Raw genomic sequence first — 25,887 nt, 5'->3', positions numbered from 1 at the left:
GAGATCGTTGTTGGCAAACTTCCCCGAGGGCAGGCGCTCGAGATCGAGATCGGTCTTGAGTTCGGAGTGGAATTGTTCGTGAGTGCCGTGATCGCAATAGAGCGCGATGATCGTCTCGGCATCGACGGTCTTGGCGTCGAGCGTGGTGAGAAAGTCGGCGAGATCATACTTCGCCGTGATCAGGTGCTGGCCGTGGCGATCGATGGTGCGCTCGGTGAGTGCGAGCACACGGCGCAGCCGGATCACTGTGCCGTTATGGCCCCGGCGCTCCAGCGTATCCTCGAACACCGCCGTGCGTTTGCCCTCGCGCGGATGGCGCCAGACGAGCGTGATATCGCCGAGCGCGCGCTCGATGATCGTTTCGGCCCCGCCGCCTCGCGGGTTCCATTTGATCAGCACCTCGATCGGTGCGCCGCCGCCCCGTTGACGCTCGGCCGAGGCCTCGGCGATGGCGCCAAAGAGCTTGCCCGAGTCAAAGTCGCTGTCCATGCGCACCAGCAGCGCGGCATCGGTAAGCCGCCCTGCCCGCGGGAGCACCCGCGCGAGCACTTCATCGGTTCCCTGAGCGCTGTGGCAGCGCCCCTCGCGCAGCTCCAAGCCGATACACCAGCCCTCGTTACCGAGGTAGGCCCCCGATCGGCGCATAGCCGTCGACCCCGGCGTAGGTGAGCGAGACGCCTTCCTTGCAGATTGCCGAGTTGTCCATGACGAACACATCGATATCGAGCGGCACGTGCCCCGTGCCCAGCGCCTTCGCATGGGCAAGCAACCGCTCGGACAACTCATCGATCGCCTCCAGCGCCTCGGCATAGGCGAGCGCATCGAGACGCTGACGCAGCCGCGCTGCCGAGGGCACATCACGCAGCCCCAGCGCCGTGCGAAAGAAGGGTTCTCCGCGGTAAGCCTCGATCGCCTCGAAATCGCTCTTGCCTTGGCAAAGCAACCTCAGGTAGCTTTTGACCAGATCGCTCGTTGGCAGCGCCGTGGCGCGCACCGGAAACTTGGGGTCCAGTTGCTGGAGGGCGTGAAGCGCGCCAGCGCCTGGCCGGCGAGCACCAGTCCGGTTTGGCCGGTGATCAGCTGCTGGGTCTGGCGAATACGAAAATGGGCCGGCTCCATGAGTTCACCATCTGGGTGATCGATGACAGGCGCTATTTTACTGAGTAATCAGTTATTTGAGAACCAACCCGACCGTCTCATCACGGATTCAAGATATATCTACTGATTATAAAATGCTTATGACAATCACCGGGAATTGCTGGTTCATCTTCGAATGCCGTTGACCGCTGCGTAACCGTGTCGCAATGCTGTACAGGTATTTTGGCTCGTGATGCCACTGTGTGCGTGATGCCCGCGCCCTTAGGCTAGAGGCGTGGCAAGGTATGCGCACCGGTGCTCCGGATATGCCAGCCGTAGGCGAGATTGTTGATTTCAAAGGGAGTTCTTATGGGGAAAGGAAAAATTGTAATCACTTATGGAACGTTCGATCTGTTTCATATTGGGCATTTACGGCTGTTTGAACGCGCCAAGGAATACGGTGATAAGCTCATAGTGGCAGTGTCGACAGATGAATTTAATTCAGTTAAAGGGAAAAAGGTGCTAATTCCCTACGAGCAGAGAGCTGAAATTGTGAAAAGTATCCGATGCGTCGACATTGTTATACCAGAAATGAGCTGGGAACAAAAAGTGGAAGACGTCAATAAGCATCACGTAGATACCCTTATCATGGGTAAGGACTGGGAGGGGCAGTTCGATGAGCTAAAGAGATTTTGCGAGGTCGTTTATCTGGATAGGACGCAGGATATTTCAACAACAAGGTTGAAGAGTTCGCTAAAAAAACTCGTCAGCGTCTCTCCTGACGAGTTCAAAGCGGCTTTATCAGTGCTTGAGCAGCTGCAAAAGGACCTGGAGTAGCGGCTGGAGGAATGTGTTAATTGTCTTTTCCGACGGTCACGGCCATTTTTTCTTAATGCATCTTAGCCGCGATTGATGGGTCGAGCGGGCATTGGTGTGATTGCTGCCCTGTAAATTGTTGAGGACATTATCGGCCCTAGTGGTAATTCCGGCGTCGGGGTGAGGGTAACTTGCTCGGGTGGTTGCGGGCGCCCCGCCTCCCACCCAGGTTCGAACTCATTAGCCGCCCGGACGAGGTTAAGACGATCCTGCTAAAGAATTGCAATGATCTCGGCAGTGCATGATCACCTGCATGCAGAGTTGGTGAACGTGAGGAAAGCGCAGGCCACCACATGAGACGAAAGTGGTAGAACGTCTCCCGCCGATACCTGGAGGTTGACGGTCCGTAGGGGAAGCTTCGTCCAGAGGTGGCATGACTCTAGAATGGAAGGAGGTGTGTTTCATGTCCCGGAAGATTACCCCTGCCCGGATGGTACGGAGATCTCTCGAATTTAGCTTGTGCCTTCTGGGGACCGAATGGGCGAAAGGCATGATCCGCTACATCTCATACCTGCGCGACGGCTACGAAAAAGTCAAGCCGTGGTCGACTCTGAGCGAGGAGGAACGTTCGGTAACCACAAATAGCGGGGCTGATCTTAAGGACTTCCATTGTCCGATCTGTGTGACGCCACGCGACTTTGTCGAGAGTAGCGATGGGGTGTTCGGGATAGGTGAACATTTCATTCGAAAAAAGCTCTATTCTTGCTCCAGTTGCGATTTTCTTTTCACAAACGAGGATCGCGGTTCGCGTGCGGACTACTTTTCTGATACACCGTACAAGGATGACAAAACAGGGCGACGGTACCAACGCGAAGTTGATCTTGTGGACCTGGGTGCCAAGCTCTGCGATCTTCCGGCGGACGCAAGTGTGCTTGTCTATGCCGTTGGGCACTGCGCGGCTGTTCAGTACCTACAAGCAAACCGGCGATTCAACGCCTGGGGGGCGGATGTGGCCGACGACATCGAGTACGGTGATAGGATAATAAACATCGCTTCGCAGCCTAACTATTTTCGCGAAATGAACATGAAGTTCGATGTCATTGTCGCCGTCGAAGTATGGGAGCATTACGACTGGCGAGATGTGAACAAAGCTTTCTCGTGGTTGCTTGAGCATGTCGCGGACGATGGGGTACTCCTCGGAACCACGAGCTTGTGGTATCCGCGTCCGACTGACCCGTATTTCAAGGCGAAGCACGAATTCGGTCAGGAGTTGCTCCAGTGGTGGCACTATCCTTTTTTTCAGGACCATTGCAGCTTCTACACCGAAGACAATCTTCGAACCCTGCTAGGGCGCCATGAATTCTCACCGCGGTTCGCTTATTTTGAAAGCCAGGAATGTCAACGCAGCGATCCTGGAAAACGCATCGTAGCGGTGATTCACAATAAGAACAAAAAAGCAACCGCGCGCTTTGAATTCGAATTCAATCGCCGGTTTTTTCCTGTTTTCTATTCTTGATGGCTCAATATGGATTCTGGTCAGCTACGTCAGCAGGAGTCCCAAGAGAGGCTGGAGGAGCCCTTTGCCGCGAATCCGGGCGTTGTGCACGAACTTGAAGAAGCCCAGATACAAAGGCAACCCCTCCTGGGAGATACCCCGATGGGGACGTAGCCAGGAGCGCAGCAGTGACCAAAAGCCCTCGATCGTATTGACGTGGATCTCATGAAACCCATCGCCGTCCTCATCGCGCGCATACTCACCGTGGCTATGGCAGACCGTGCGGTGCGCATAGCCCCAATCAGTCAGCCGGTTGTAGATGTCATACTCGTCGGTGTAGATCTGGGTGCCGGGTTCGATGGCGGCCCGTAGCAGCGGGGCGATCGTGGCCCGCTGAACATTCTCCAGCAAGTGGATGACCACCTCGCCGTCGTGCTGGAGCATCCCCAAGATCGGCGGCTTCTCACTCGCCAGTGTCCCTCGTCCGCGTGCGCCCTTGAGTCGGCGTCGGCGACCTTTACGGCCTTTTTTTGGCCGCCTCGGGGTGACCTTTGTGGCCCGCCACGACGTACACTTCGTCGCATTCGACCTCCCCAGACAAGTTCGGCTCGGGTTTACGCGCAACGACGCCCTGGCGCAGCTGACGGGTCATGGCGTGCACGTCGTCCTTGTTCAACCCCAACTCCTGGGCAATCTGTTGGTTGGACAGGTTCAAGCCCATGAAATACAAGCACAAAATCCACACCCGCAAAGGCTGATGATGGCCGGCAAAAACCGTTCCGGTCAGATCGTCAACGTACCGATCGCAGCCCTTGCAACGGTATTTCTACCGCGCCGGCTGGGTCGTATCCCAGCCTTGTTTGATGAGTTGCGCCGAGTCACAGTGGGGGCAGCGCACGCCCTCGGGCCAGCGCAACTCGCGCACCGTCTCGTAGCACTTGGTAGCATCAATTAGGAGACTCTGAACTATTCCCGGCCACGCCAGTATAATTGCGGCATTGCCACCGACCCAGGCGGAACCGATGAAACAAACCACCTTTGCTTCGATGAGTTTTGCGGCCAAGAAGCGGCGCACGCGCCGGGAGAAGTTTCTCGCCGAGATGGAGCAGGTGGTGCCTTGGGCAAAACTGGTGGCGCTCATTGAGCCGCACTACCCCAAGGCGGGCCGGCGTGGCCGCCCGCCGATGCCGCTTGAGTCGATGCTGCGTATTTATTTCATGCAGCAGTGGTACGCGCTCTCCGACCCGGCGATGGAGGATGCGCTCTATGAGATCGAGTCGATGCGCCGCTTCGCCGGGCTTGAGCTCATCGACGACGCGCTGCCCGACGAGACCACGATTTTGAAGTTTCGCCGCCTGCTGGAGCGCCACGGCCTGACTGCCCAGATGATGAACGTAATCCACGACGTGCTCGCCGAGCGCGGGGCGCTGCTCAAGGGCGGCACTATGGTCGATGCCACGATTGTGCACGCTCCGGCCTCGACGAAGAACAAGGCGCGCCGGCGCGACCCGCAGATGCACCAGACGCGGAAGGGCAATCAGTGGTATTTCGGCATGAAGATCCACGTGGGGGCCGATGTCAACAGCGGCCTTGCTCACACGGTTTCGGTGACTGCAGCCAACGCCTCGGACATCAGCCAATTGCCGCGCCTGCTGCGCGAGGACGACCGCGCGGTCTTTGGTGATAAAGGCTACGTCGATAACACCCTTAAGCGCGCGGCGCGCCGGGCGGGTGTCTACTGGGGCGTATCCTTGAAGGCAAGCTCCAAGCACAAACTCACCGGTGTGAACAAGCGCACCAACCGCAAGCGCTCCTCGGTCCGTGCCCGGGTGGAGCACATTTTCCGGGTGATCAAGCGCCAATTCGGTTACACCAAGGTGCGCTACAAGGGGCTTGCCAAGAACGCCGCACAGGTGTTCACGCTGATCGGCCTGACGAATCTGTATCTGGTGAGGAGGCAACTGATGACGAGCTGACAGGCAAACTCCGCCTGCTTGCTCCGAAAAGGGGTTCAGCGGCGCCAAACGGCCCCGTAAATCAGCACTCGGCGGCGGGAAACCGAGCATTTTTACCCTTCCTCTCGTCAGAGACGAATGCGTTTGACTTCAGCTCGAATAGTTCAGACGTTCCTTAGGTTCTGGAGGTTGATCGTGGCCCGGTATCGTCTCGCTCAGCTCCGGCCAAAAAACGCGAAAGTGTAGCTTCCTCTCCCCTGGATGAGCCAGCCTCCACCAACCGTCCGGAATCCATATTGAGCCCTCCGTTTTTACTTGGAAATGGAGTCATCAGGAGTTGTAAGTTATTTCCTGGAGCCGTTTTGTCGGTTATATCCAAAGGGAAAGTTCATCCTGATAACTACTAAGGCGGTTGTTGAAATAGCCACATATCGATCTGCCATAATTTTACGTGGCAACAATACGTTATGAGGTATCCTGGCGTGGCTCTTTCAACGTATTCCTTAGTAGAGATTGTTACTCATTCCTCAGTTCGATCATCAATCACCAAATCAATAGGCCAGTGGCGGCTGGCAGTATTTGGCTGTTTGGTCGCAATATAGACTACCGAGATGATCTTGTGCCGAATCCAGAAAAAAAGTTGATTACGAACGAATATTCGGGGCTTTATTCTGTTAGCGGTTATTTAAGTTATTGGGCGACGCGGAATGCAGAGGTATTGAACGTCGTGCCGTCATCAAGATTTTTCGTGGTGAAAACCGAGTAGATTGGAAAGAGTCTGATATAGATTGAGCGCTTTCTGGGTATTCCTGCAAGCACTCTCGCTGCCAATCGCTCTCACCCGTTCAGAGTTGAGAAAAAGGTCGACGCGTTAGGGCGGTTGGATCGCGAATGGCTGGAAGCGGTAGTCGAAAACACAGGATGCCGAGCCGTGATAGATGAAATTTTTCAGTGACCTAAGCAGATCGAATATATTGAGATCGGCACCACGACTGCAATGGGGCTAGTTACTGTACGGAGTACAACGAGTCAAGAGCTAGTAAGTGCCTTCTATACTCCGTTTTTAATCCAGTAGCCGCTAATAATATGAACAACTAAAAACACTTTTCATTGTCAGAAAAAGGTTGCTTATTTCTCTATCCCGGGAAGGTCGTTATTGCTTCCGTGTTTGCGGTAATCTACAATTTGTATTAATATTAATCTTTGTTGAAAGCCGTCCCTGTTTTTTAGTTACTCTATTTCCTACATATAATATCGCGACGCACCAAGGCATTAAACGCAGCGTCTGTTGCTCGGCCGACATTCGCAAAATAGGCCTCTTCAAACTCCTCCATAAATAAACGCTGTTCTTTGCTAAGGGGGGCGATTGTAAATAATTTTTTATCAATTGCTTTATTTTCGTGAAATGGATAGCTACATTTGAGGAACATGTTGAACTGATCTAGGTCTGCAATGTGGCTCAATTGATCAGTGCCTTGGAAAAGAAAGATTGGCTTTCGTAATAGGGTGTACTCTAGCGCGAGCGAGCCGAAATCAGAAATTAGCGCATCGGAGATAAGTGCAGCGTCGTAGGGAGAATCTGTTATAAGAGAATAATTTCTGTCCTTAAATAATCTTTCCAGCAGTTTCTTCAAGCTTATTTCTGTTCTATTTGTGCTATCAAAAACAAAATTCGGATGCGGTTTGACGATGACGAATATGTCCTTTTGCGCTAATGCTGCTAGGATTTCCTCACCTTTGCGAACAAGGGAATTATGATTTCCCCAGCTTGGGGCGTAAAGGATAATTTGTTTTGACCTAAACCTTTCTGGAACAAGTATATTTTTTACATAATTTATTGATTGTTGGTTATTTTTTTTGATCATATTGTCTAAACAGCATAGCCCAATCAACTCTCCGCTATCGCTGTTTTTCCATAGGTTTAAGTCTTTAGTCCGGCATAAAAAAGTTTTATTAGCAAAAAAACAGACATCATAATTTCTTAGGTTTGGGTGATAATTATAATTAACTACGGTCCCGTTTTCTAGGGTGACCGCCTTTGCTGCTACCCCATGAAATATTTGTATAAAAGTCGCATTTCTATAAAACCATGGTGTGTGTAAATCTGAATCTAATATTGCATCCCACTTCATATACTTGGCTTTTTCAGCGGAAATTATCTTATCCGATTCTATGTGCTGCTTGGTATTGTTGAGAGGGAACTCAGATTTATGTTCATTTTTTTTGGTGATTTCGTTTGTGAACAAGAAAAAAACATCTGTATGAGAATCCCGTAATATTTTTTTGTGAAGCGGCATGAACATATTGTAGTTCATGTCATTGTGACCGTGGAATAATATCTTCCGTTTACGCGTCGCTCGACGCCTAATGGAATGGGCTGCGTCGTCTAGAGTCCTTATGGCGGTTCTTATTCGTGACATTGCAGAGCCTTCCAGTAATATATCTTGCAGCCTTTTTCGATGGGTAGGGGCGAAAAGTGGTGACGCAGAGTGCAACTATTTTGGCTGCCTTCGTGGCAAGTTCTGTAAGTAGATAGCATCTCAGTTATGGAATGAGTTCCGGGTTTTAGTGTTTCGATACAGTAGGCACGAAATGCTCGTTTCTGTAATAGGACACGGAAGAGCTGCTTCTATCGTTTGGAATAAAAGTTCTTTATTACCTTGTCTGAAAAAGCCTGGCTCTCTGTTATGTCCATTTGCTTTTTCCTTTATTCAAATCGATGGCAGCCCTTCACTTTCTGATCTTGAGCAAGTGAAGGTACAAGGGGTTCGCAATCCGGATGTAATCATTCGTTTTGCCCTCGGGGCGCGATGCTGCGGTCTGAGAGTGTTAACTTCAATCCGCGGGCTGCGGCGCTTTCAGCGCTATTCCGACTTTTTGGCCTTTTGGAGCTTGAGGCGAAGACCAGGTAAAGGGTAACCTAAATTGTATGCCTTTTGCGCGGCTTTTTTTGCATCCGCGATGTTGCCGGCGTCCACTAGGAGCAGACCAAGATTGTAGTATGCGTCCGCAAGGTCGGTATCGAGTTCCGTGGCTTTGCGGTATTCTCGCTCAGCAGCCGCCAAGTCGTTGTGGCGGTGGAGGTATACCCCGTAGACGAGATGCGTCCAAGCTATCTTGGGGTTAATATCCAGTGCCTTCTTAATTCGGTCCAACGCAAATCTATCGTGGCCACTTTTCGCAGCATATGCTAGGGCTAGCTTTAGGCCCTCCGGGTGATTGGGGAAGTAATTTAGTATGAAGCCGATATTACCCTCGGCCTTGGTCCAGTTGCCCGCTTTCAGGCCCTCCTCGGCCGGCTTGATGTGGTAGCCGAGGACGTTTTTTATTAGACGTGGGGGATAGCTGGCAGGCGCGTAGTAATCGTAGACTCCATGGTCATGGTAGGTGCGTACGGGATTATCAGCGCTAAACCCTGGCTCTGGCTGGATGACAGTGAGAACTGCCGCCAGTGCGAGGGTCGCCCGCCAGCACCAAACGCTTCGGGTCCGGGTCGCCCGGTGGGACATCACTGAGAACCTCCGAAAATTATGGTCGGTATAGCTGCGTTATCTGAGGGTCACGTCCGCCTCGTCTATAGCTCATGGTACGGAGATCTGGGCGGTGGTGAGCTTCGCATGCTTGAGCATCTGCGCCGAACGCAGATCCCACGCAACCAGATCATAGTGCTGCTGATGCAGGGAGGGAAGATGCAGTGGGAACTGGAAAGTGAGGGTTTCACCACTGTCCACGCCGGGTGGCACCGCAGCGCAGGGCTTTTTAAGTATCGCCTCGGCGCAATGCTTGGCCGCCGGAATGTGCGCAACGTGCTGAAGCGAACGAGAGATGCAGTCCTCGTATGTAATACTTTCCGGGACTTGAGCACCAGCGGTGCGGTGGCGGCGCATTACGGTCTGCCGATCGTGTGGCGAGCGCGCGCGGACACCTTCGTTCCATGGAGCGGGCTTAATCAGGACGAGCTGAGTCGGGCCGTCCAGTTCATCAATAAACATGTGACGCGTGTCGTGGCAACGACTCAGTATGAGGCGGCGGCTATGGTTCGAGAGGGTGTGCGCGCCGACATGGTTACGACCATTTACAATGGGGTTCCGCTGCGCGAGCGGCAGCCGATGACTGGCGGGCAGGGGCTTCGTCAAAAGTTGAGTATACCTGACGGCGCCGTTGTGGCGGCTACAGTTGCCCGGCTGATTCCGCAGAAGGGTTTCGAAACACTCCTTCCGGCCATGGCGGCGGCTTTGAGCGAAATACCGCATTTGCAGCTGGTTATCGCGGGGGACAGCACGCTCGACCCTGCGGGCGATGTCTACAAGAACACGCTGCTGCGGCTGCGAAGGACTCTTGGACTGGAAGAACACGTGCACTTTCTCGGATTCACGGATGATGTTGCCGCCGTGTTGAAAGCCGCCGATTTTTTGGTGCATCCCGCCTTGAAAGAGCCTTTTGGTACGTCCCTCGTGGAAGGTATGGCTGCGGGGCTTGCGGTGATAGCACCGGACCTTCCGGGTCCGCGGGAGATCGTAGTGGAGGATGAGTCCGCTTTGTTCCATGAGCCGGGTAACCAGGACGAACTGGCTCGGCGGATGGCTCGACTTGCGGGGGACCCCATGTTGCGCGTTTCGCTCGGCGCGCAGGGACGGCAGCGCGCTGAGCGACTGTTCGACGTGGAGCGCAACATGTCGCGTTTGGATCAGATCTGCCTGGCCGTGCTTCCATGAGCGGTAACGAAGGGCGGAGTGGAGCCGGGGTTCTTGCCCGCAACGTGGGTTCGTCGTGGCTAGCATACGGGACAACCCTTGTCGGGCTGCTTTTGGTTACTCCTCACATCATCGGCGCGATGGGCACGCAAGCTTATGGCATTTGGGTAATGCTCCAGAGCGCGGCCGCATTCTCCGGTCTCCTTGATCTGGGGTTCCGGTCTGCAGTGATTCGTTTTGTCTCACGGTATGAGGCAGCGGGCGACGAGGACGGCGTGCGGGAGAACGCCACCGCTGGGTTGCTTTACTTCAGTATGGGGGGGGCGGTCATTTTGACGATAGGTGTCGTGGCCGCCATTTTGGTCCGGAAAGGAATATTCCAGCAGGTGTCGCCTTCGTTGAGTGCAGTGGTGGTTGTCCTTTCAGCAGTCGCAGCGCTGAACCTCCCGACAAGCTTTTTCCGCGGTCTGCTCTACGCCCGCGAACGGATCGACCTATCCAATACCGTCAATATGGCCGGTACGGTGGTCAAAGTCGCATTGATCTTGTTGCTGGTCTCCGGAGCGTCATCGCTATTGACTCTCGCCTGGATCGAGCTGACCTATCAGCTGCTGTTGATCGGGCTGATGGTGTTTTCGACGTTGTTTGTTTATGGACGTATGCCATTTCGCTTCTCTTCCGTCCGCTGGCGTACCTGGCTCGAAATGTGGCGCTATGGCGGCTTTACGCTCATCAACCAACTGAGTGTACGTGCAAAGGAAAGTGCGCCCCCGCTGCTTATCGGCTCACTCCTGTCTGCCGGGCAGGTGCCTATATTCAGCATTGCCGCCAGCATGGCAAATTACCTGGCGGAGATTGTCACGAAGATCGGTGGTGTGCTGACACCCTCCATCAGTCGATTAGAGGGGAGGGGAGAGCTTTCGACGGCGGCGGAATTAGTACTTGGGGCCAATCGGCTCAGTGTTGTACTTGCGGGGGTGCTCGGCGTGGCGGTCATCGGTATGGGGCGGCCGTTTCTCCATATCTGGCTGGGTCCTGCATTCGACGAAAGCTATTGGCTGTTGATCGTTTTGGTCGTTGGGAGCGTTGCGGGAAGCGCACAGATGCCCACGGTGGCCTACTTCTACGGTACGGGCACTCACGACCGGCTCGTGTGGCTCTCTCTCTCGGAGGCACTACTTGTTGTCGCTTTGGGCGCTGCTGGGGCGCTCGCGTTCGGCATTCAAGGGGTTGCCGTCGGTGTGCTCGTTGCTGGTGTCGTTCCCAGGATGATTATCCGCCCCCTCATATTCTGCCGGCTGGCCCACGTTTCCGTGCGCCGGTTTCTTGGCGACTATTATACTGGGTTAGCTTTGTTCGCGGTCGCTGCCTTGCTGGCGGAAAGCTTGTCGAAGTGGGCGCTCCACGTACACTCGTATTTCGGCGTGTTACTGTTGGGCATCATCTGGGGGGGTGGGTATGCGCTGTTGCTTTGGGTGGTGTTTCTACGGCCGGAGGAGCGTGCAGCTTTGCTGCAGCTGGTAATAAGCGGGCGGAGGTATTTGCCGCGGCGAATGCGGGAAGCCGGACGCGCGCGCTGACAGGGAAAAGTAGTTGCAATGAAGCGACCCCCTTTGGTGTCTGTTGTCATCCCCGCGTACAACGCGGCCGTTACGCTGGACGATGCGCTAAAAAGCATCCAGCACGCTTCGAATCCACTGGAGGTGATCGTTGTCGATGATGGCTCAACCGATGACACAGCCGTCGTTGCGAAATCCTTTCCTGATATTCGCCTAATCCGGGCCCGAAATGGCGGGGCAGCCCGGGCCAGAAACATCGGTATCGAGGCAAGTCACGGTGAATTCATTGTCTTTCTAGATGCGGATGATCGCTGGCTTTCGGGTCGACTTGATGGAATGCTGAACCTGTTCACGGTGGACGATGATGTGGAGATCGTCTGCTGTGATTTCATGAAGTCGCGAGATGGCGTTAAGGTGACCAGTGGGTTTGAACAGCACCGTGACGGAGTCGCTATGGCGCGCCGAATAAGCGCGGACATTCTTGTTTGGGATAACGCTTTTGAAGCCCTTTGCCGATCGCTGTTCGTGAGCACAAGTACAGCTGTTGTGCGCACGGCTTCTGTACGTCGGCTGGGCGGCTTCGACGAGCGATTTTCGATTGCGGAAGATATGGACCTTTGGCTAAGCCTAGCCCGAGAAGGCAAGGTCGCCGCTAAGAATCGAATTTTGGTCGACAAACGGGATACACTGGGAAGTCTGGGAAGCGATCAAGATCGCGTATTGACCTCTACCAATATGATGCTGGCCTCCTTTTCCCGCAGGCGGGGAGCACTCACCGGATCCCAACGAAGGGCTCTGCGCAGGAGGCGCTCCGAACTGTATCGAGGCATTGGTTATTGCGCAAGGTGTCGTGGCGCTCGGCTACAAGCGTGCCAGTCCTACATCAGTAGCTTGGCCTTGAACCCGTCCCGGCGCGCGGCCCGCGGCTTGCTCGCCGCCCTACTTGCACCGAACCCGACAGGGGAAACCTGACCGACATTATTGCAGGGAGTGCATAATGCGTGTTCTGCTCAACTGCGATCGCTTCCCTTATCCGCTCCATAATGGGCAAAACCTGCGCATCTATCACTATGTCCGTGAGCTTCGAGATAGGCACGAGTTCGATCTTGTCTGCTATGGTGATCGGCCACCGCCGGAGCCACTGCGGGGTCTTTTCCGCGATATCTGGTGGACTCCGCGGCCGATAGCCTCCTCTGAATCCTTTTGGTGCCGAGTGTTCCATCCGCTCGACCCGGAGCGCATGGCTGTACCGAGCAACGAGATGGCCAGGGAGATCCATGCACGGCTCCGGTCGGGCGTTTACGATCTCCTTTGGATGTCGGGTTGGGATACCGTTATAAATTTGCCGCGTGAGAAAAATTTACCTTTCCTTTGCGATGCGGTCGATGATGGCGTGTTGGAGAATTGGAATGCACTTCGTGCCTCTGCGGATATCCACAGTGCACTAATCAGTTTTAAACGAGTGCTACATAACGTCACTTTTGAGCGTAGGTTTTTCGCGCCCGCTGACTGCGCGTTATTTGTTTCCGAACGTGACGCATCGGTCTTTCATCGTGTGTGCCGAAAGACACCAGTCGAAGTCATTCAAAACGGTGTGGACTCGGAGTACTTCCGGCCTCTTGGCGGCAGCGAGGATGCCCGCTGTATAGTTTTTGAAGGCTCGATGAGCTTTTTGCCAAATATCGATGCTGCGATGTTTTTAGCAACGGAGATTCTGCCGCGCGTCCGCGAGGTCCTCCCGGATGTCACTTTGACCATCGTCGGCCGTGACCCCGTGGCTGAAGTCCGAAACCTGAAGAGCGACCGCGTTAGGGTAACCGGCTTTGTTGATGACGTGCGGCCGTATCTGGACGCGGCCGCTTTGTTTGTCTGTCCCATGCGCAGGGGGGCTGGGATCAAGAACAAGGTTCTGCAGGCGTGGTCCATGGGGAAGGCCGTAGTGGCGAGTCCGCTCGCCACGGGTGGCCTTGAAGTGGGGGACGGCAAAAACGTTGTCATCCGCAAAGGCGCGGGCGCGCTTGCAGCTGCGGTGGTGGAACTCATCCGGAATGAGCCGCAGCGCCGGCGCATTGGCTTAGCCGCGAGGCAAACCATACTTGAGCATTACACTTGGCGGACTAAAGCCTTGCAGTTGGAGAATCTGATGATGAGGCTGTGCCGGTATCCGACACACAAGGTACGGCATGCCGTTACGTGACATCTTGATTATTACAGCGGTTATTGCCGCGGTTCCGCTGGCGTTCGTCCGGCCTTGGTTCGGTATTTTGGCTTGGACTTGGCTTGGGCTTATGAACCCGCATAAGATGACATGGTATGCTCAGCATCTTCCTTTGGCCCAGGCTGTTGCCATCAGCACGTTAGCGGCCCTGCTTTTGGCGCCGGACCGCAAGCGCGTTCCATGGACCCGCGAGATGGTAATTTTGGCGCTGTTCGCGGTGGATGTAACCATCACGACCATAACCGCGTGGTATCCCGAGGTATCGTGGGCGCAATGGGACAAGGTCAGCAAGATTCTGCTTTTTACGTTCATTACACCCATGCTGATCTATGGTCAGTACCGGACCCGTTGGCTTTTATTGGTTATTGTTTTTTCGCTGGGATTCTTTGGTTTTAAGGGCGGTTTATTTTCTATTTTAACGGGAGGTCATCATCGTGTGCTAGGTCCTGAGAGCTCCTTTATAGCGGATAATAATTCTCTGGGGCTGGCGTTGTGCATGGTGCTGCCGTTGGCCTTAATATCGGCAAGGCAGGAGCATCATAAGTACATAAAGTGGGCGCTTTATTCTATTTTTTATTTTTCGATTGTTGCTATATTATTTACTTATTCGCGCGGTGCCTTTCTGGGGCTTATAGCGCTTATGCTTGCGATATTTTGGCGCTACAAAGGACGTATATTCGTCATCGGCCTGTTGGCAGCGGTGGTGGTTTTTGCTGCTAAGGATTTCATTCCATCCGAATGGTATGACCGCCAGGAGAGTACGCTGCACTATAAGGAAGACAATTCCGCCATGCAGCGCATACAGGCCTGGAGCGTCGCGATTAACATCGCAAAGGCTCGCCCGTTACTCGGTGCGGGAATGAGCTTTGATTTTGCAGGCGACAGTGCAACCTGGTTGAGTTACGCGTCGTTTCTGGGTGACTGGGATAACAAAGCCCGCGCTGCGCATAGCATCTATTTACAGGTCCTGGGAGGGCTGGGTGTCCCTGGGTTTAGTCTGTTTATACTGCTTCTATTCTTTACATTCTTCCGATTACGCAGCTTAGCGCGATTCGAAAATCATCCTGAGTTATCTTGGATTGGCGTTTATGCTCGCGCGCTACAGTATTCGCTAATTCCTTATATGGTGTCTGGGGCTTTCCTGAGTCTCGCCTATTTCGACCTTTTCTACATGGTGGTTGCGCTGAGCGCCATTTTGTCACGCGATGCATCTGCACAGACGGCGAATGAAGTTTCCGTCGTTCGCGATAAGGCAAAACCGTTGTTAAGCGGCGATAATGAGGATGATCGGTCGATAGATACCGTGCGGGGTTGGTAGCGACTGTACGCGCGTTGGCGCGCAATGGGGGGAAGTGTGCCGTAAACGCTGCAAAGCGAGTGTACGGTGGCTGACGCCCACCCGTGACATCATTGTCGAGATGACAATTGAGGCAACCATGCCGGATAGAGAGGACCCAACGGATGCGCGAGGCGCAGCCTGGGTGAGGCCGGCAAGGGACACCATCATCGCCCATTGTTCTCTCGCGACAGAAGGCTGATGAGTTGAAAGCATATGGATGCCAAACGCTCAGAAGTGGATACCTGTGCCTCTGTGCACCCAATGTTGTATCTGCGAATTGTAACTTCTCATTAAGGAGACTCTGAACTATTCCCGGCCACGCCAGTATAATTGCGGCATTGCCACCGACCCAGGCGGAACCGATGAAACAAACCACCTTTGCTTCGATGAGTTTTGCGGCCAAGAAGCGGCGCACGCGCCGGGAGAAGTTTCTCGCCGAGATGGAGCAGGTGGTGCCTTGGGCAAAACTGGTGGCGCTCATTGAGCCGCACTACCCCAAGGCGGGCCGGCGTGGCCGCCCGCCGATGCCGCTTGAGTCGATGCTGCGTATTTATTTCATGCAGCAGTGGTACGCGCTCTCCGACCCGGCGATGGAGGATGCGCTCTATGAGATCGAGTCGATGCGCCGCTTCGCCGGGCTTGAGCTCATCGACGACGCGCTGCCCGACGAGACCACGATTTTGAAGTTTCGCCGCCTGCTGGAGCGCCACGGCCTGACTGCCCAGATGATGAACGTAATCCACGACGTGCTCGCCGAGCGCGGGGCGCTGCTCAAGGGCGGCACTATGGTCGATGCCACGATTGTGCACGCTCCGGCCTCGACGAAGAACAAGGCGCGCCGGCGCGACCCGCAGATGCACCAGACGCGGAAGGGCAATCAGTGGTATTTCGGCATGAAGATCCACGTGGGGGCCGATGTCAACAGCGGCCTTGCTCACACGGTTTCGGTGACTGCAGCCAACGCCTCGGACATCAGCCAATTGCCGCGCCTGCTGCGCGAGGACGACCGCGCGGTCTTTGGTGATAAGGGCTACGTCGATAACACCCTTAAGCGCGCGGCGCGCCGGGCGGGTGTCTACTGGGGCGTGTCCTTGAAGGCAAGCTCCAAGCACAAACTCACCGGTGCGAACAAGCGCACCAACCGCAAGCGCTCCTCGGTCCGTGCCCGGGTGGAGCACATTTTCCGGGTGATCAAGCGCCAATTCGGTTACACCAAGGTGCGCTACAAGGGGCTTGCCAAGAACGCCGCACAGGTGTTCACGCTGATCGGCCTGACGAATCTGTATCTGGTGAGGAGGCAACTGATGACGAGCTGACAGGCAAACTCCGCCTGCTTGCTCCGAAAAGGGGTTCAGCGGCGCCAAACGGCCCCGTAAATCAGCACTCGGCGGCGGGAAACCGAGCATTTTTACCCTTCCTCTCGTCAGAGACGAATGCGTTTGACTTCAGCTCGAATAGCTCAGACGTTCCTTAAGTCCGGGCGTAATGTGTGCGGGGTGGCGGAGGTAAGATTACGGTCGTGCATTAAATGCAAAATTATCAAGTGCTTATTGTTGATGGTAAGCAACGAACCACTCTCTTCAATGTCTTCTTGCCCGGACTTAATGAGAAGTTACTGCGAATTTAAGTTAGGGCCCCCTACTAGCTTGAACCTGCTCGATGAATGATTCAGTGCCATGTGCTTGCGGGAACCATATTATCCTACCAATCGCTAGCAAAGAACCGCGGCCCTACTATGTACACTATGTACGGTTTCAAAATCCGCTTGATTTTTGCCTCCTGTCGTTAGGGTAGGCTGATGTTTTGGGAATTCTTTCGTCCAGCTATGTATCTCTTGTTTTTTGTCAAGCTTACCTTCTCTTCACTGGCATGTGCCGCAACGATCAACGGTAATTCTCAGACCTACCTCTCCAAGCTTCGCCTCCTCAGGCCGGGCGATACGTTAGCGCTCGCTGCCGGCACGTACTACGGAGGGTTTCCACTGCATGGAGTCAACGGTCGTGCCGGCCAGCGGATCGAAATTTCCGGGCCGAGAAAAGGTGCTCCCGCGGTTTTTGGTCGGCTATCGTGCGCGTAACACGGTGAGCATCGAAGACTCGAGCTATATCACACTCCGCAATTTGCTCCTAGATGGACGGGAACTGCCGGTGGATGCCGTCAAGGCGGAGGGAACTGCGGCTTACGCCCACCACATAACCCTTGAGAATCTCAGTATCATCCACCACGACGCCGATCAGCAAGATGTGGGGGTCTCAACCAAATGTCCGGCTTGGGGCTGGATTATTCGCAACAATCGCATCGATGGAGCGGGTACCGGCATGTATTTTGGAAATTCGGACGGTTCGGCGCCGTTCGTTGGGGGCATGATCGAAGGCAATCTCATTCAAGATACGATCGGCTACAACATCGAGATCAAACGCCAGAAAGAGCGACCGACGGCCGGAGTAATACCGATCCAACCTGAGACTACAGTGATAAGCTACAATGTTTTTAGCAAGGTTGGTAGTCAGAGTCAGGTGGGAGCGACGCGGCCCAATGTATTTATTGGTGGCCAGCCTACTGAGGGTGCAGGTCGCTTCGATCGTTATCTTGTCTATGGTAACTTTTTCCTATCAGAACCCCGCCGAAGCATTATTTCAGGGCGCCGGCCGTATTGCCCTTTATAATAATCTTTTCGTCAACACCGAAGGTGTCGGACGGGCGATCAATATCATGCCGCATGAAGGGAGGCGTCCGGAAACAGTGGATATCTTCCATAATACCGTCGTTGCGTCCGATCTTGGGATCGGGATCTGGGATACGCGCCCGGAGGACCGCCAATGGGTGGCGGCCAACGCTGTGTTTGCCCGTAGGCCGATCCATGGTGGCATGAGGGCGTGGAATATCACTGGCAAGTTGGCGGATGCGGAAAAGTATCTGAATGCGCCACTCGCACGCATCGGTGTGCTTGATCTCTATCCGCGTTCCGGGCGTTTAGAGGTGGCTGATATTCCTATCGGTGCGCTGATCGAGTATGAGGATGCCGATAAGGACTTTAATGGGTGGGCCCGTTGGGCGGGTTTCGTCGGAGCCTATACCGGCTCGGGCGAGAATCCGGGCTGGCAACTTGGCATCGCCCGCTGGCCGTCGCCAGGTGGGCGACCGAGCCCACGCCCAGATAGTGCCAGATAAGTTGCTGGCCAACCATGGCGAGGATCAATCGGATGCCGCAGGAGGTGCCCAATGAGTTCGAGCTACGCTGGCGGTCGCGGTTCGAACGCTTCGGCGAGAGTTACGATTCGGATGCGCTGATTGCTGGCTGGAGCGCCAGCGGCTTGGCGACGCGCCTGCGAGCCTTCGAGGCATTACTCGGTACGACAGACGGAGAGTGGCTCGATGCTGGCTGTGGAGCCGGGACCTACGTTAGGGCGCTCTACAGACAAGGCGCAGAGCGTGTTTACGGGCTCGATTACTCCGTGCCGAGCCTTAAAAAGGCCAAGCATATGACACCGGGCAGCACGCTTGCTTGGCTTGCGGGCGATGTTCGCCGGTTGCCGTTTCGATCGGCTGTCTTCGGCAGTGTTCTGTGCTTTGGTGTGACTCAGGCACTGGCGGGATGCGAGGCGCTGATCGGCGAGCTCGTTCGCGTGACGAGGCCAGCAGGAGAGATCTGGATCGACGGACTGAACCGGGGCTGCCTGCTGCACGCCGGCGAAGCGCTGATTGGCAGAGTGCGGCAACAGCCGTTGCGGGTGCGCTATGAAAGTGCCGCTCGCCTGCGCCACCTCTTGCTTGCCGCGGGCTGCACCCAGGCCCGGATACACTGGGTACCCATATTCCCACAAAGGTTCCAGCGTCTGCAGAGGCTGAGTGAGTGGATGCGCTTGGGGAGAATGCCTGGCTTTGCTCGGGTGCTCAGCCATGCATTTTTGATCCGTGCCCGGAAGCCCTGTTAGTCCCTGTTGTTATCGCTTGCTCCAGGTTTTCCTCATGTGGCGGCTACGTCCGGGATTGCACGAGCGTTCCGGTAGCGAAAAATTTGGGCGAACGATTTGCAGATTGGTTGCTACAATTCCGCTGTTTGAGCTTTTACCGGACGACATTTTATTGTGGGCGGGGCAGGCGTAATTGGCCTGGAGTGGGCTTCCTAGGAAGCGTTTGATTTATTCGTCACACCGGCAAAGCCTGCCCCGGATGCCGATCCGGGCTCGGTGTGCAGGCTCTTGAATTTACTGGATTCTGGCTTTCGCCGGAATGACGAGATGGTAATTGATCAGGGTTTCCCTAATGAGAGGCTAAACTCGTGGGAGACAGATATTCTACCTGAACAGCAGCAAGAGCAAGGGAGATGGGATGCAGGGGGAACACGAGCTCAAGAGTCTGGAATCATCCAATGAAACCGGGACTGCCCCGCGGATCGATTGGAACCCTGTCGAGCATTACAAGGATGTCGAGGTTGCTGAGCGTTACGATCGTGAACGTTTTGCCAGCGTCTCAGGTAGGGTTTTCGATGCGCTGGAAAAATGGAACATCCGACGTGCTTTTTCCGGACTTCCGGACGATTCTCTGATTGTGGATGTGCCGTGTGGCACGGGCCGGCACGCGGAGGTTCTGCTTGAGCAGGGCCATCGCGTCGTGGGGGTGGATGTCTCACCGGCGATGCTCGAAGTGGCCCGCCGCAAGCTCTCTCGGTTTGGCGAGCGATTCCGGACTTTTGTATGGGATGCCCGCCGGTTGGCGGAATTGGGTGAGCGCTATGATGCGGCTCTGTGCGCTCGTGTGCTGATGCATTTCCCGCTCTCGGGGCAGGTGGAGTTTCTTGCGGGCGTCGCCAAGGCTACCCAAGGCAGAGTTGTATTCACTCAGTCCTACAGCACCTGGTATCAGCAGCTGCGCCGATCTGTGAAGCGCGTTTTCGGCCATGTGGCCCCGGCGGCTTATCCGCTGACGCAGGCCGAGCTGGAGCAATTGCTTGCGGGCGCCGGTTTGCAGGAGATCCGCCGCCATAGAGTGCTGCCGCTGATCAGTGAGGCGATAACGGTAGTGTCGGTGGCGCGTTGATCCTGGTGCGGGGTAGGCCGGTTACAGCAGTGCCATTCGGTTTTGCTCGAATTAGGTTGCGCGATGCAAGCTGACAATGTCCCGACGGCGGCGGAGCTGACCAAGGCCCTTCGCCTTGAACCCCGGAGTCCCGAGCTAGCGGGGCTATCGAGCTGCACGGTTGCCGGCCCGCTGCGCTGCCAGGAGAACTCGTGGCTGTTTAAGGCCGCACTCGGGGCACGTGGCCCCAGCCTGGCGCTGAAGGTCTGCCTGGATCCGGTTCAGCACCGGCCTTGTCCCGTTACCGCGGCTCAGGAGCTGGAAACATTGTCGCGTATGTGCGGGTATTTTGCCGGGAATAGCCGTCTCGGTGTGCCCAGGCCCTATCCTCTGCTCGTCGATCGCGGCATTCTGGTGACCGAGTGGATCGAGGGGGTGCAGCTCTCCGAGATGCTCACGTCTCCGGTTAACTCCTCCCACAGAATGAAACGGCCAGAGCTTGTAGCACTTGCAGGGAGCTGGCTGCGCTTCTTCCATGATTTTGCGCCCGCAGAGCCTGGCAGGCTCGTAACCGATGCGATTCTTATCAGCCTACATGAGGCGCTCGCCACAGCGAGCCCGGCCGTGCGCCAGGATCCGCTTGTTCAGGAAGCAGTCAATCTGCTGGAGGTCACGGCCAACCTAATCGGTCGGCGGTCTTATCCGCGAGCGTTGCTCCATGGCGATTTCAAATCGGACAACCTTATTGTCTGCGGCGAACGCTTGCTGGGATTTGATATTGCGCTGCAGCACGAAAATGTTGTGCTGCGCGACCTTGCCCCCTTTCTTAATCACCTAGAGCTCATTGCTTCGCCCCTGCGAGGGTTGCGTCTTGCACTGGAAGTGCGCAGTCTCAGCGCGGCCTTTCTGCGCGGCTACTTCGAGCGTGAAAAGATGTTGCCGGTCGAGGCGGTGGCGTGGCTCCGGTTGAACTCGGTGCTGGTCGTTTGGATGGAGCGAAATCTGCGGCCGCGCCCGCGGCTCAAAGGTTGGTACAGTGATTGGTGCTTTCGCCGGTTGACACGCTTCCTATGTCAGGAACTTAGAAATGCCTCGACGAGCACTCCGCGCCAGCATCATTTACCCCGCGAGTCTTGCTAGGATAACGCGCGTTGGGCAGGTGCGTAACGCGCCTCGTTCCGTCTCGAAGCGGGAAACGGTTGGCCCATTTTTTCTGTCCGGCCCGATTTGGGTAGCGGTATGGAAGCACGGAGATCGGAATGATGCCAGAGGTTTGGGGGCAATTCGGGGGCGCTACTGGTTCGGATGGGGCCTTGGCACCGCAGTGGCTAGCCGCGGCGGCGGACCGCAGCGTGGCAATTGGTGCTTATGGCCTGGCGGCGGCCGGCGCGGGGACTTTCTGGTTAGAGCGTGAGGATTTCGCGGTCGCCGGAGTGGGCCGGGTGCGATGCGGAGGCTCTGATGGATATTCTGCGACGGAAGAACTGGAGAGTTTCTTGGCAGCTTTTCGCCGCAGCGGTTACCTGGCCTGCCGTGATTTGCGCGGCAGCTATGCGTTGCTCCTCCTTGACCGGCGTAGCGGTACCGGCCTGGCCCTGGTCGATCGCCTTGGCACCTGGCCGCTTTACTATACCGAGACGGCCGGTGGGCTTCTGGTTGCTACGGCCTTAGGTAAGCTTACTGCTCATTCGGCGGCCAAGGCCGGGCCCGATCCGCAGGCCATTCTGAACTACCTCTATTTCCATGTCGTGCCGTCACCGAGAACCATTTACCGCGAGATGCATCGGCTCCAACCTGGTCAGGGGTTGCGATTCGACGCACACGGTGGCTCGATATGGAATTACTGGCGGCCGCAGTACACTGAGGATCCGAACCTCTCCTGGTCAGAAACCCGCGCCGAGTTCCGCAACCGCCTGTACACAGGCGTAGAGCGTTCGCTGGATGGTCGACCGATAGGCGCATTCCTCAGCGGCGGTACGGATAGCTCGACCGTAACGGGAATGCTGCGAGAGGTGACCGGTGAGCGGCCGCGCACCTTCTCCATCGGCTTCGACGCTGAAGGCTATGATGAGACGGGTTATGCCCAGACGGCCGCTCGGCATTTCGATGCCGATCACCAACAATATTATGTGACGCCCGCGGACGTCGTGGCCGCTATCCCCATCATCGCGGCCGGTTACGATCAGCCTTTCGGCAACGCCTCCGTTATTCCGGCCTATTACTGCGCCAAATTGGCCCGGCAAAGCGGGATCGATATTTTGCTGGGCGGCGATGGTGGCGATGAGCTCTTTGGCGGGAATGCTCGCTACGCCAAGCAATGGGTGTTTACTCTACCGGAGCACCTGCCGCGCGGCGTGCAGCGGCACCTATTGTGGCCGCTCGGGCATCGGCTGCCGGCTTGGCCGGGGGTGCGCAAATTGCGTAGCTATCTGCAGCAGGCGCAACTGCCCATGCCCGAGCGGCTTGAGAGCTACAACTTGCTTATACGAATAGGGCTTGATCGTATCCTGCAGCCGGACTTTTTGGCCGAGCTCGATACGGGCCGACCGCTGGAGATGATTCGGGAGGTCTATTGGTCGGCTCAGGCGCAAAGCATGGTCAACCGCATGCTGGCACGCGATCTCAAGTTCACTCTCGCCGACGATGATCTGGTCAAGGTCCGCGGTGCCTGTGCTTTGGCGGGGGTGGACACCGCCTTTCCTCTGCTCGATGATGATATCGTCGCGCTCTCGCTGCGGCTGCCGGCGGCCTGGAAGGTGAGTCGCACCAAACTGCGCCCGTTTTTCAAGGCCGCGCTGCAGGATTTTCTACCGCGTGCTGTGATCGGCAAGCAAAAACACGGCTTCGGGCTGCCATTTGGCATTTGGCTGACCCAGCAGCCGGCGCTCCGCGAGCTGGCGGGCGACAGTCTTGAGACATTGCGTAGCCGCGCCATCGTGCGTCCGCAGTTTCTCGACGAGCTCATGTCGCACCGCTTGCACGCGTATCCTGCTTATTATGGGACATTGGTGTGGACGTTGATGATGTTGGAGCAGTGGTTTCAAACCCGGGAGCGCGGGAGCAAGCGTGGCGGTATGTCCGTGGCGTCCGGAGCCTCATAAGCGGCGCGCTCGGTGGTAGAGGTCCTGCAAGTGGTCACGGGCGCTTCGTAGGGTGGGGCGCAGCCATTGCCGCAAGGCCCTTAGCAGCCGACCACGGAGAGCGGGGCTCCAGGCATCGAGCCGCGTCAATGGGGTTCCGGTATCGGTCCAGCGCCGCTTATACGGGTTCTCTCCGGGGCCTAGGAAATAAACCTTCAGGCCTTGGTCGAATAGGCCTTCTATGATCTTCCAATTAAGATAGGTGCCGGGCGAGAGCGCTTCTAGGTCCGTGCGGAAATCCGAGCGCAGCCCGTGCACGAGACCCTTGTGTTCGAGCTGCAACTCAGCCGCTACCGGTAGGGTGTCGAGTGTGAGCAGCCACACGGAGAGCCATTCCTGCTGGCAGGCGTACTGAAAGAGGCGGTCGAAGAAGGCTTTTGGTCCGGGCTGATCGAGCGTAGTGCCGGTGGCTTGTTTCCAGCTGGCGGCCGAAAGGTGGCGCACGATGTTGGCGGTCTGCTCGTCGATCTCCCTCCCTTTCAGGCAGGTCAGCTGCAACTCTCCTGCTCGATGTAGTCGGTTCGCCACCAGGTTGTTGCCTTTTTTGAGACGCCGACTGCGACTGCGATAGTAGTTTTCCCAGGTACCGGTCAGGTCGATCGAATAGTTCACCGTGTTGGTTTGTCGCACTACGAGCAGCCCCATCTGTTCCAGGGCGTCGGACAATGTCTGCGCCGTCGGGGATTCATTATGCAGCAGCCGCAGGGTGAGCTGGTCCCAATATTGGGGATTGTCTCTTAGCCAGCCGGCAATGGCTCCGGCAACCGCAGGAAGATGGTCGGGGGCGAAGAGGATGTCCGCAAATTGATTATCCGGTACGCTCAGCAGCTCCAGGCGGCGAAAGGAAAGGCCGATCTCTCGATCCTGGGTTCGCACCAAGGGCGCAACCCCCACCAGCTCGCCGTTACCGCCGCGCACCGTCAACAAGGCCAAGGTAGCGTCCTGGCGCCGCCACTGCCAGGCGGCATCGGCCCATTCGTAGCGGAGAAAAGCGCTGGCGATCGGATGCGCTGCGGCGAGTGGGTTCCACTCGGTCCGTAAAGCAGCGAAATCGCGCTCGTGGGTGAGCAACGTCACGGCCAAGCCCTGCGCAGGGGTTGGTTCCGGTGAGGCGGTTGCGACGTCACTGCCGTTGCGAGTTAAATCAGGTTGTTTCATTCACATTGCATGCGGAAACGGTGGTTTTCTTATCATGTGGCATTCGGGCAAGTGCTCGTCTCGGTGTGCGGGTCTGTTTGTGCGGCAACGCCGAGCGGAGGCTGGTTGCGCTGATGTGCCCGATAGTCCAACCTGCGCCTGCCATTAGGATATCGGTGATGTCCGGATAGCGATGGGGCTGCCATTGCTGGGCCCATTCGAGGCTGCCCGCATAGCCTACGACAAGTAACCCACCTACAGTGAAGGTAAACCAGTCGAGGCGGCGCGGCAGCGCGCCGGCGGCAAATGCGGCTAAGGCACAGAATGGCCAAATATCGTCCAGCAGGTCCCGGATGCCGAGCAGTGGGTGCAATAGCTGCCCTTTCAGCAGAATCCAGTTGAAGGTTGCTCCGCCGCTGCTAAATGGCGGCCAAAGCTTGCCGATGAGCATACTCAATCCGAGCAGAACCAGGCCGGTTACGGCGCGGCGTCGGTTCATCGGACCCTGTAACACTCCGGTCAGAACAATAGCGGCCGCTATTCCGATTACCCGTTCCGGATAGATCTGCTGGGTAATGATGAGCGTGTTGCCGGCGAGGCCGAGCCCTAGTAGTGCGGCTAGCCAGGGGGCGGTTGTGTAAGGGTCGCGCAAAGTGGCATTGAGTAGCATGCCGAGTGCCGTTAGCTCCAGGGTGTGCTCGACGATCCGCTGCGGGTTGAGTTCGGCTCCATTCAGAGCCTGGCGCAGTGGCTCGAGTGCGCCCCACATGGCATATGGGTCGACATAGGGCACGAACGGACTCCATTGCGCTGCCAGCCACAAGAGTAGCCCAGCGGTGGCTGCCCGGGCTATGGCATCATTGCGCAGATGCGCTTGGCGGATTTGTTGCACTCGCCCAGTGAGCGCCAATAGCTTTAGCAAAAAGGGGGCGAGAAGGGCGCCGGTTGCCGCGCCGCCAGTATTCAGTATGGTGTCGGTGATGGACGACACGCGGGAGGGCAACAACGTTTGGAGCATCTCCAGCAGCAGGCTCAGCCCACCGAGCAGGAGTATGGCGGCGGCAATGCGGCCAATTAGGCTGCGCCCCGGTAGCACGGTCATGAATAGCGCGCCTGCGGGGATATAGATAACGTAATTGGTCGCGATGTCTGAGAGGGAGTAATCATTGCGTGGTGCCAGCAGCAGTTGCACTGGGCCAGTGGCTGGAATTCGCCAATCGGCGAGTGGATAAAGCGTCCCGTAGACAATAAGAATCAGATAGCTAGCGAATAGCAGTCTTAGCTTGGGGGATTTATCGTTATGCAAATGGTGCTCCTCTGTGCCAGCGGCGTTGTGGTCGAGGGCTGGTGATTCTATATACAAAATGGCTTCGTTGCGCCAGCTGGGTTTGATGGGTAAAGCGCACCGCCCCCAGCTTGTTCGCTATTCAAGGTGTAA

At 56.2% G+C, this 25,887-nt stretch carries 21 protein-coding genes and 1 pseudogene; 15 read left to right on the top strand and 7 right to left on the bottom strand.

Annotated elements, in window-relative coordinates; translation table 11 throughout:
- Both NB231_RS19035 and NB231_RS16785 read right to left on the bottom strand, forming a co-directional pair.
- Window positions 1–645 (bottom strand): transposase (locus NB231_RS19035; RefSeq protein ID WP_005001402.1); only part of this gene is annotated, 645 nt, incomplete at its 3' end.
- Complete coding sequence (locus NB231_RS16785; RefSeq protein WP_005001400.1) at window positions 617–994, bottom strand: hypothetical protein; 378 nt, start codon at window positions 992–994, stop codon at window positions 617–619. The genes NB231_RS16785 and NB231_RS19035, both read right to left, overlap by 29 nt.
- Window positions 995–1,446: 452 nt before the next feature.
- Between NB231_RS16785 and NB231_RS07890 the strand changes: the two genes are divergently transcribed.
- Complete coding sequence (locus NB231_RS07890; RefSeq protein ID WP_005001396.1) at window positions 1,447–1,914, top strand: adenylyltransferase/cytidyltransferase family protein; 468 nt, start codon at window positions 1,447–1,449, stop codon at window positions 1,912–1,914.
- Window positions 1,915–2,443: 529 nt separating this feature from the next.
- Window positions 2,444–3,409: a methyltransferase domain-containing protein gene (locus NB231_RS07885; RefSeq protein ID WP_005001392.1), complete on the top strand. Its 966-nt coding sequence runs from the start codon at window positions 2,444–2,446 to the stop codon at window positions 3,407–3,409.
- A gap of 24 nt (window positions 3,410–3,433) precedes the next feature.
- On the opposite strand, the pseudogene NB231_RS20430 reads toward NB231_RS07885, so the two are convergent.
- Window positions 3,434–4,358 (bottom strand): annotated as a pseudogene (locus NB231_RS20430) (IS1595 family transposase).
- A 52-nt stretch (window positions 4,359–4,410) separates the two neighbouring features.
- Between NB231_RS20430 and NB231_RS07865 the strand changes: the two are divergent.
- Complete coding sequence (locus tag NB231_RS07865) at window positions 4,411–5,364, top strand: IS5-like element ISNmo4 family transposase (RefSeq protein ID WP_005001383.1); 954 nt, start codon at window positions 4,411–4,413, stop codon at window positions 5,362–5,364.
- 1,214 nt (window positions 5,365–6,578) lie between these two features.
- Here NB231_RS07865 and NB231_RS07860 read toward each other — a convergent pair.
- Both NB231_RS07860 and NB231_RS16780 read right to left on the bottom strand, forming a co-directional pair.
- The gene (locus NB231_RS07860; protein WP_084766270.1) at window positions 6,579–7,763 is read right to left on the bottom strand and encodes a CDP-glycerol glycerophosphotransferase family protein; all 1,185 of its coding nucleotides are present in this window, start codon (window positions 7,761–7,763) and stop codon (window positions 6,579–6,581) included.
- Between the two features lie 444 nt (window positions 7,764–8,207).
- Window positions 8,208–8,852 (bottom strand): tetratricopeptide repeat protein, encoded by a 645-nt coding sequence (locus tag NB231_RS16780; RefSeq protein ID WP_005001381.1) that lies wholly within the window; start codon window positions 8,850–8,852, stop codon window positions 8,208–8,210.
- A gap of 108 nt (window positions 8,853–8,960) precedes the next feature.
- On the opposite strand from NB231_RS16780, the gene NB231_RS07850 reads away from it, so the two are divergent.
- The 12 genes from NB231_RS07850 (at window position 8,961) to NB231_RS07800 (ending at window position 23,273) form a co-directional block, all read left to right on the top strand.
- Window positions 8,961–10,058: a glycosyltransferase family 4 protein gene (locus tag NB231_RS07850; RefSeq protein ID WP_005001375.1), complete on the top strand. Its 1,098-nt coding sequence runs from the start codon at window positions 8,961–8,963 to the stop codon at window positions 10,056–10,058.
- A gap of 119 nt (window positions 10,059–10,177) precedes the next feature.
- Complete coding sequence (locus NB231_RS07845) at window positions 10,178–11,617, top strand: lipopolysaccharide biosynthesis protein (protein WP_005001374.1); 1,440 nt, start codon at window positions 10,178–10,180, stop codon at window positions 11,615–11,617.
- A gap of 36 nt (window positions 11,618–11,653) precedes the next feature.
- The gene (locus tag NB231_RS16775) at window positions 11,654–12,568 is read left to right on the top strand and encodes a glycosyltransferase family 2 protein (protein ID WP_232210419.1); all 915 of its coding nucleotides are present in this window, start codon (window positions 11,654–11,656) and stop codon (window positions 12,566–12,568) included.
- A 25-nt stretch (window positions 12,569–12,593) separates the two neighbouring features.
- On the top strand, window positions 12,594–13,793 hold the full coding sequence (locus NB231_RS16770; RefSeq protein WP_005001371.1) for a glycosyltransferase family 4 protein: 1,200 nt from the start codon (window positions 12,594–12,596) through the stop codon (window positions 13,791–13,793).
- Window positions 13,780–15,132, top strand: coding sequence for a putative O-glycosylation ligase, exosortase A system-associated (locus tag NB231_RS07830; protein WP_005001369.1), 1,353 nt, complete (start codon window positions 13,780–13,782; stop codon window positions 15,130–15,132). The genes NB231_RS16770 and NB231_RS07830 overlap by 14 nt, the downstream gene beginning before the upstream one ends.
- A 383-nt stretch (window positions 15,133–15,515) precedes the next feature.
- On the top strand, window positions 15,516–16,469 hold the full coding sequence (locus NB231_RS07825) for an IS5-like element ISNmo4 family transposase (RefSeq protein WP_004999668.1): 954 nt from the start codon (window positions 15,516–15,518) through the stop codon (window positions 16,467–16,469).
- An 831-nt stretch (window positions 16,470–17,300) separates the two neighbouring features.
- Window positions 17,301–17,819 (top strand): hypothetical protein, encoded by a 519-nt coding sequence (locus NB231_RS16765; protein ID WP_232210418.1) that lies wholly within the window; start codon window positions 17,301–17,303, stop codon window positions 17,817–17,819.
- Entirely contained in the window at window positions 17,749–18,324 is a 576-nt protein-coding gene (locus tag NB231_RS16760) for a hypothetical protein (protein WP_232210417.1), read from the top strand. The genes NB231_RS16765 and NB231_RS16760 overlap by 71 nt, the downstream gene beginning before the upstream one ends.
- Before the next feature lie 32 nt (window positions 18,325–18,356).
- Entirely contained in the window at window positions 18,357–19,088 is a 732-nt protein-coding gene (locus NB231_RS07815) for a class I SAM-dependent methyltransferase (protein WP_005001361.1), read from the top strand.
- A gap of 397 nt (window positions 19,089–19,485) precedes the next feature.
- A complete protein-coding gene (locus NB231_RS07810; protein ID WP_005001358.1) occupies window positions 19,486–20,193 on the top strand; it encodes a class I SAM-dependent methyltransferase in 708 nt (235 codons plus the stop codon).
- 63 nt (window positions 20,194–20,256) lie between these two features.
- Window positions 20,257–21,312, top strand: a complete 1,056-nt coding sequence (locus tag NB231_RS07805) for a phosphotransferase family protein (RefSeq protein WP_005001355.1) — start codon at window positions 20,257–20,259, stop codon at window positions 21,310–21,312.
- A gap of 119 nt (window positions 21,313–21,431) precedes the next feature.
- Entirely contained in the window at window positions 21,432–23,273 is a 1,842-nt protein-coding gene (locus NB231_RS07800; RefSeq protein WP_005001353.1) for an asparagine synthetase B family protein, read from the top strand.
- Here the strand turns inward: NB231_RS07800 and NB231_RS07795 are convergent.
- Both NB231_RS07795 and NB231_RS07790 read right to left on the bottom strand, forming a co-directional pair.
- On the bottom strand, window positions 23,268–24,470 hold the full coding sequence (locus tag NB231_RS07795; protein WP_005001346.1) for a GNAT family N-acetyltransferase: 1,203 nt from the start codon (window positions 24,468–24,470) through the stop codon (window positions 23,268–23,270). The two genes, NB231_RS07800 and NB231_RS07795, sit on opposite strands and share 6 nt — an antisense overlap.
- Window positions 24,457–25,755, bottom strand: coding sequence for a VanZ family protein (locus NB231_RS07790; protein WP_040662047.1), 1,299 nt, complete (start codon window positions 25,753–25,755; stop codon window positions 24,457–24,459). Before NB231_RS07790 ends, NB231_RS07795 begins: the two co-directional genes overlap by 14 nt.
- Window positions 25,756–25,887 lie beyond the last annotated feature (132 nt).

The sequence above is a fragment of the Nitrococcus mobilis Nb-231 genome, from assembly GCF_000153205.1.
Classification (GTDB): Bacteria; Pseudomonadota; Gammaproteobacteria; order Nitrococcales; family Nitrococcaceae; genus Nitrococcus; species Nitrococcus mobilis.
Note: the sequence above shows the minus strand (reverse complement) of the source record. Positions and strands in the feature narration are given on the sequence as shown.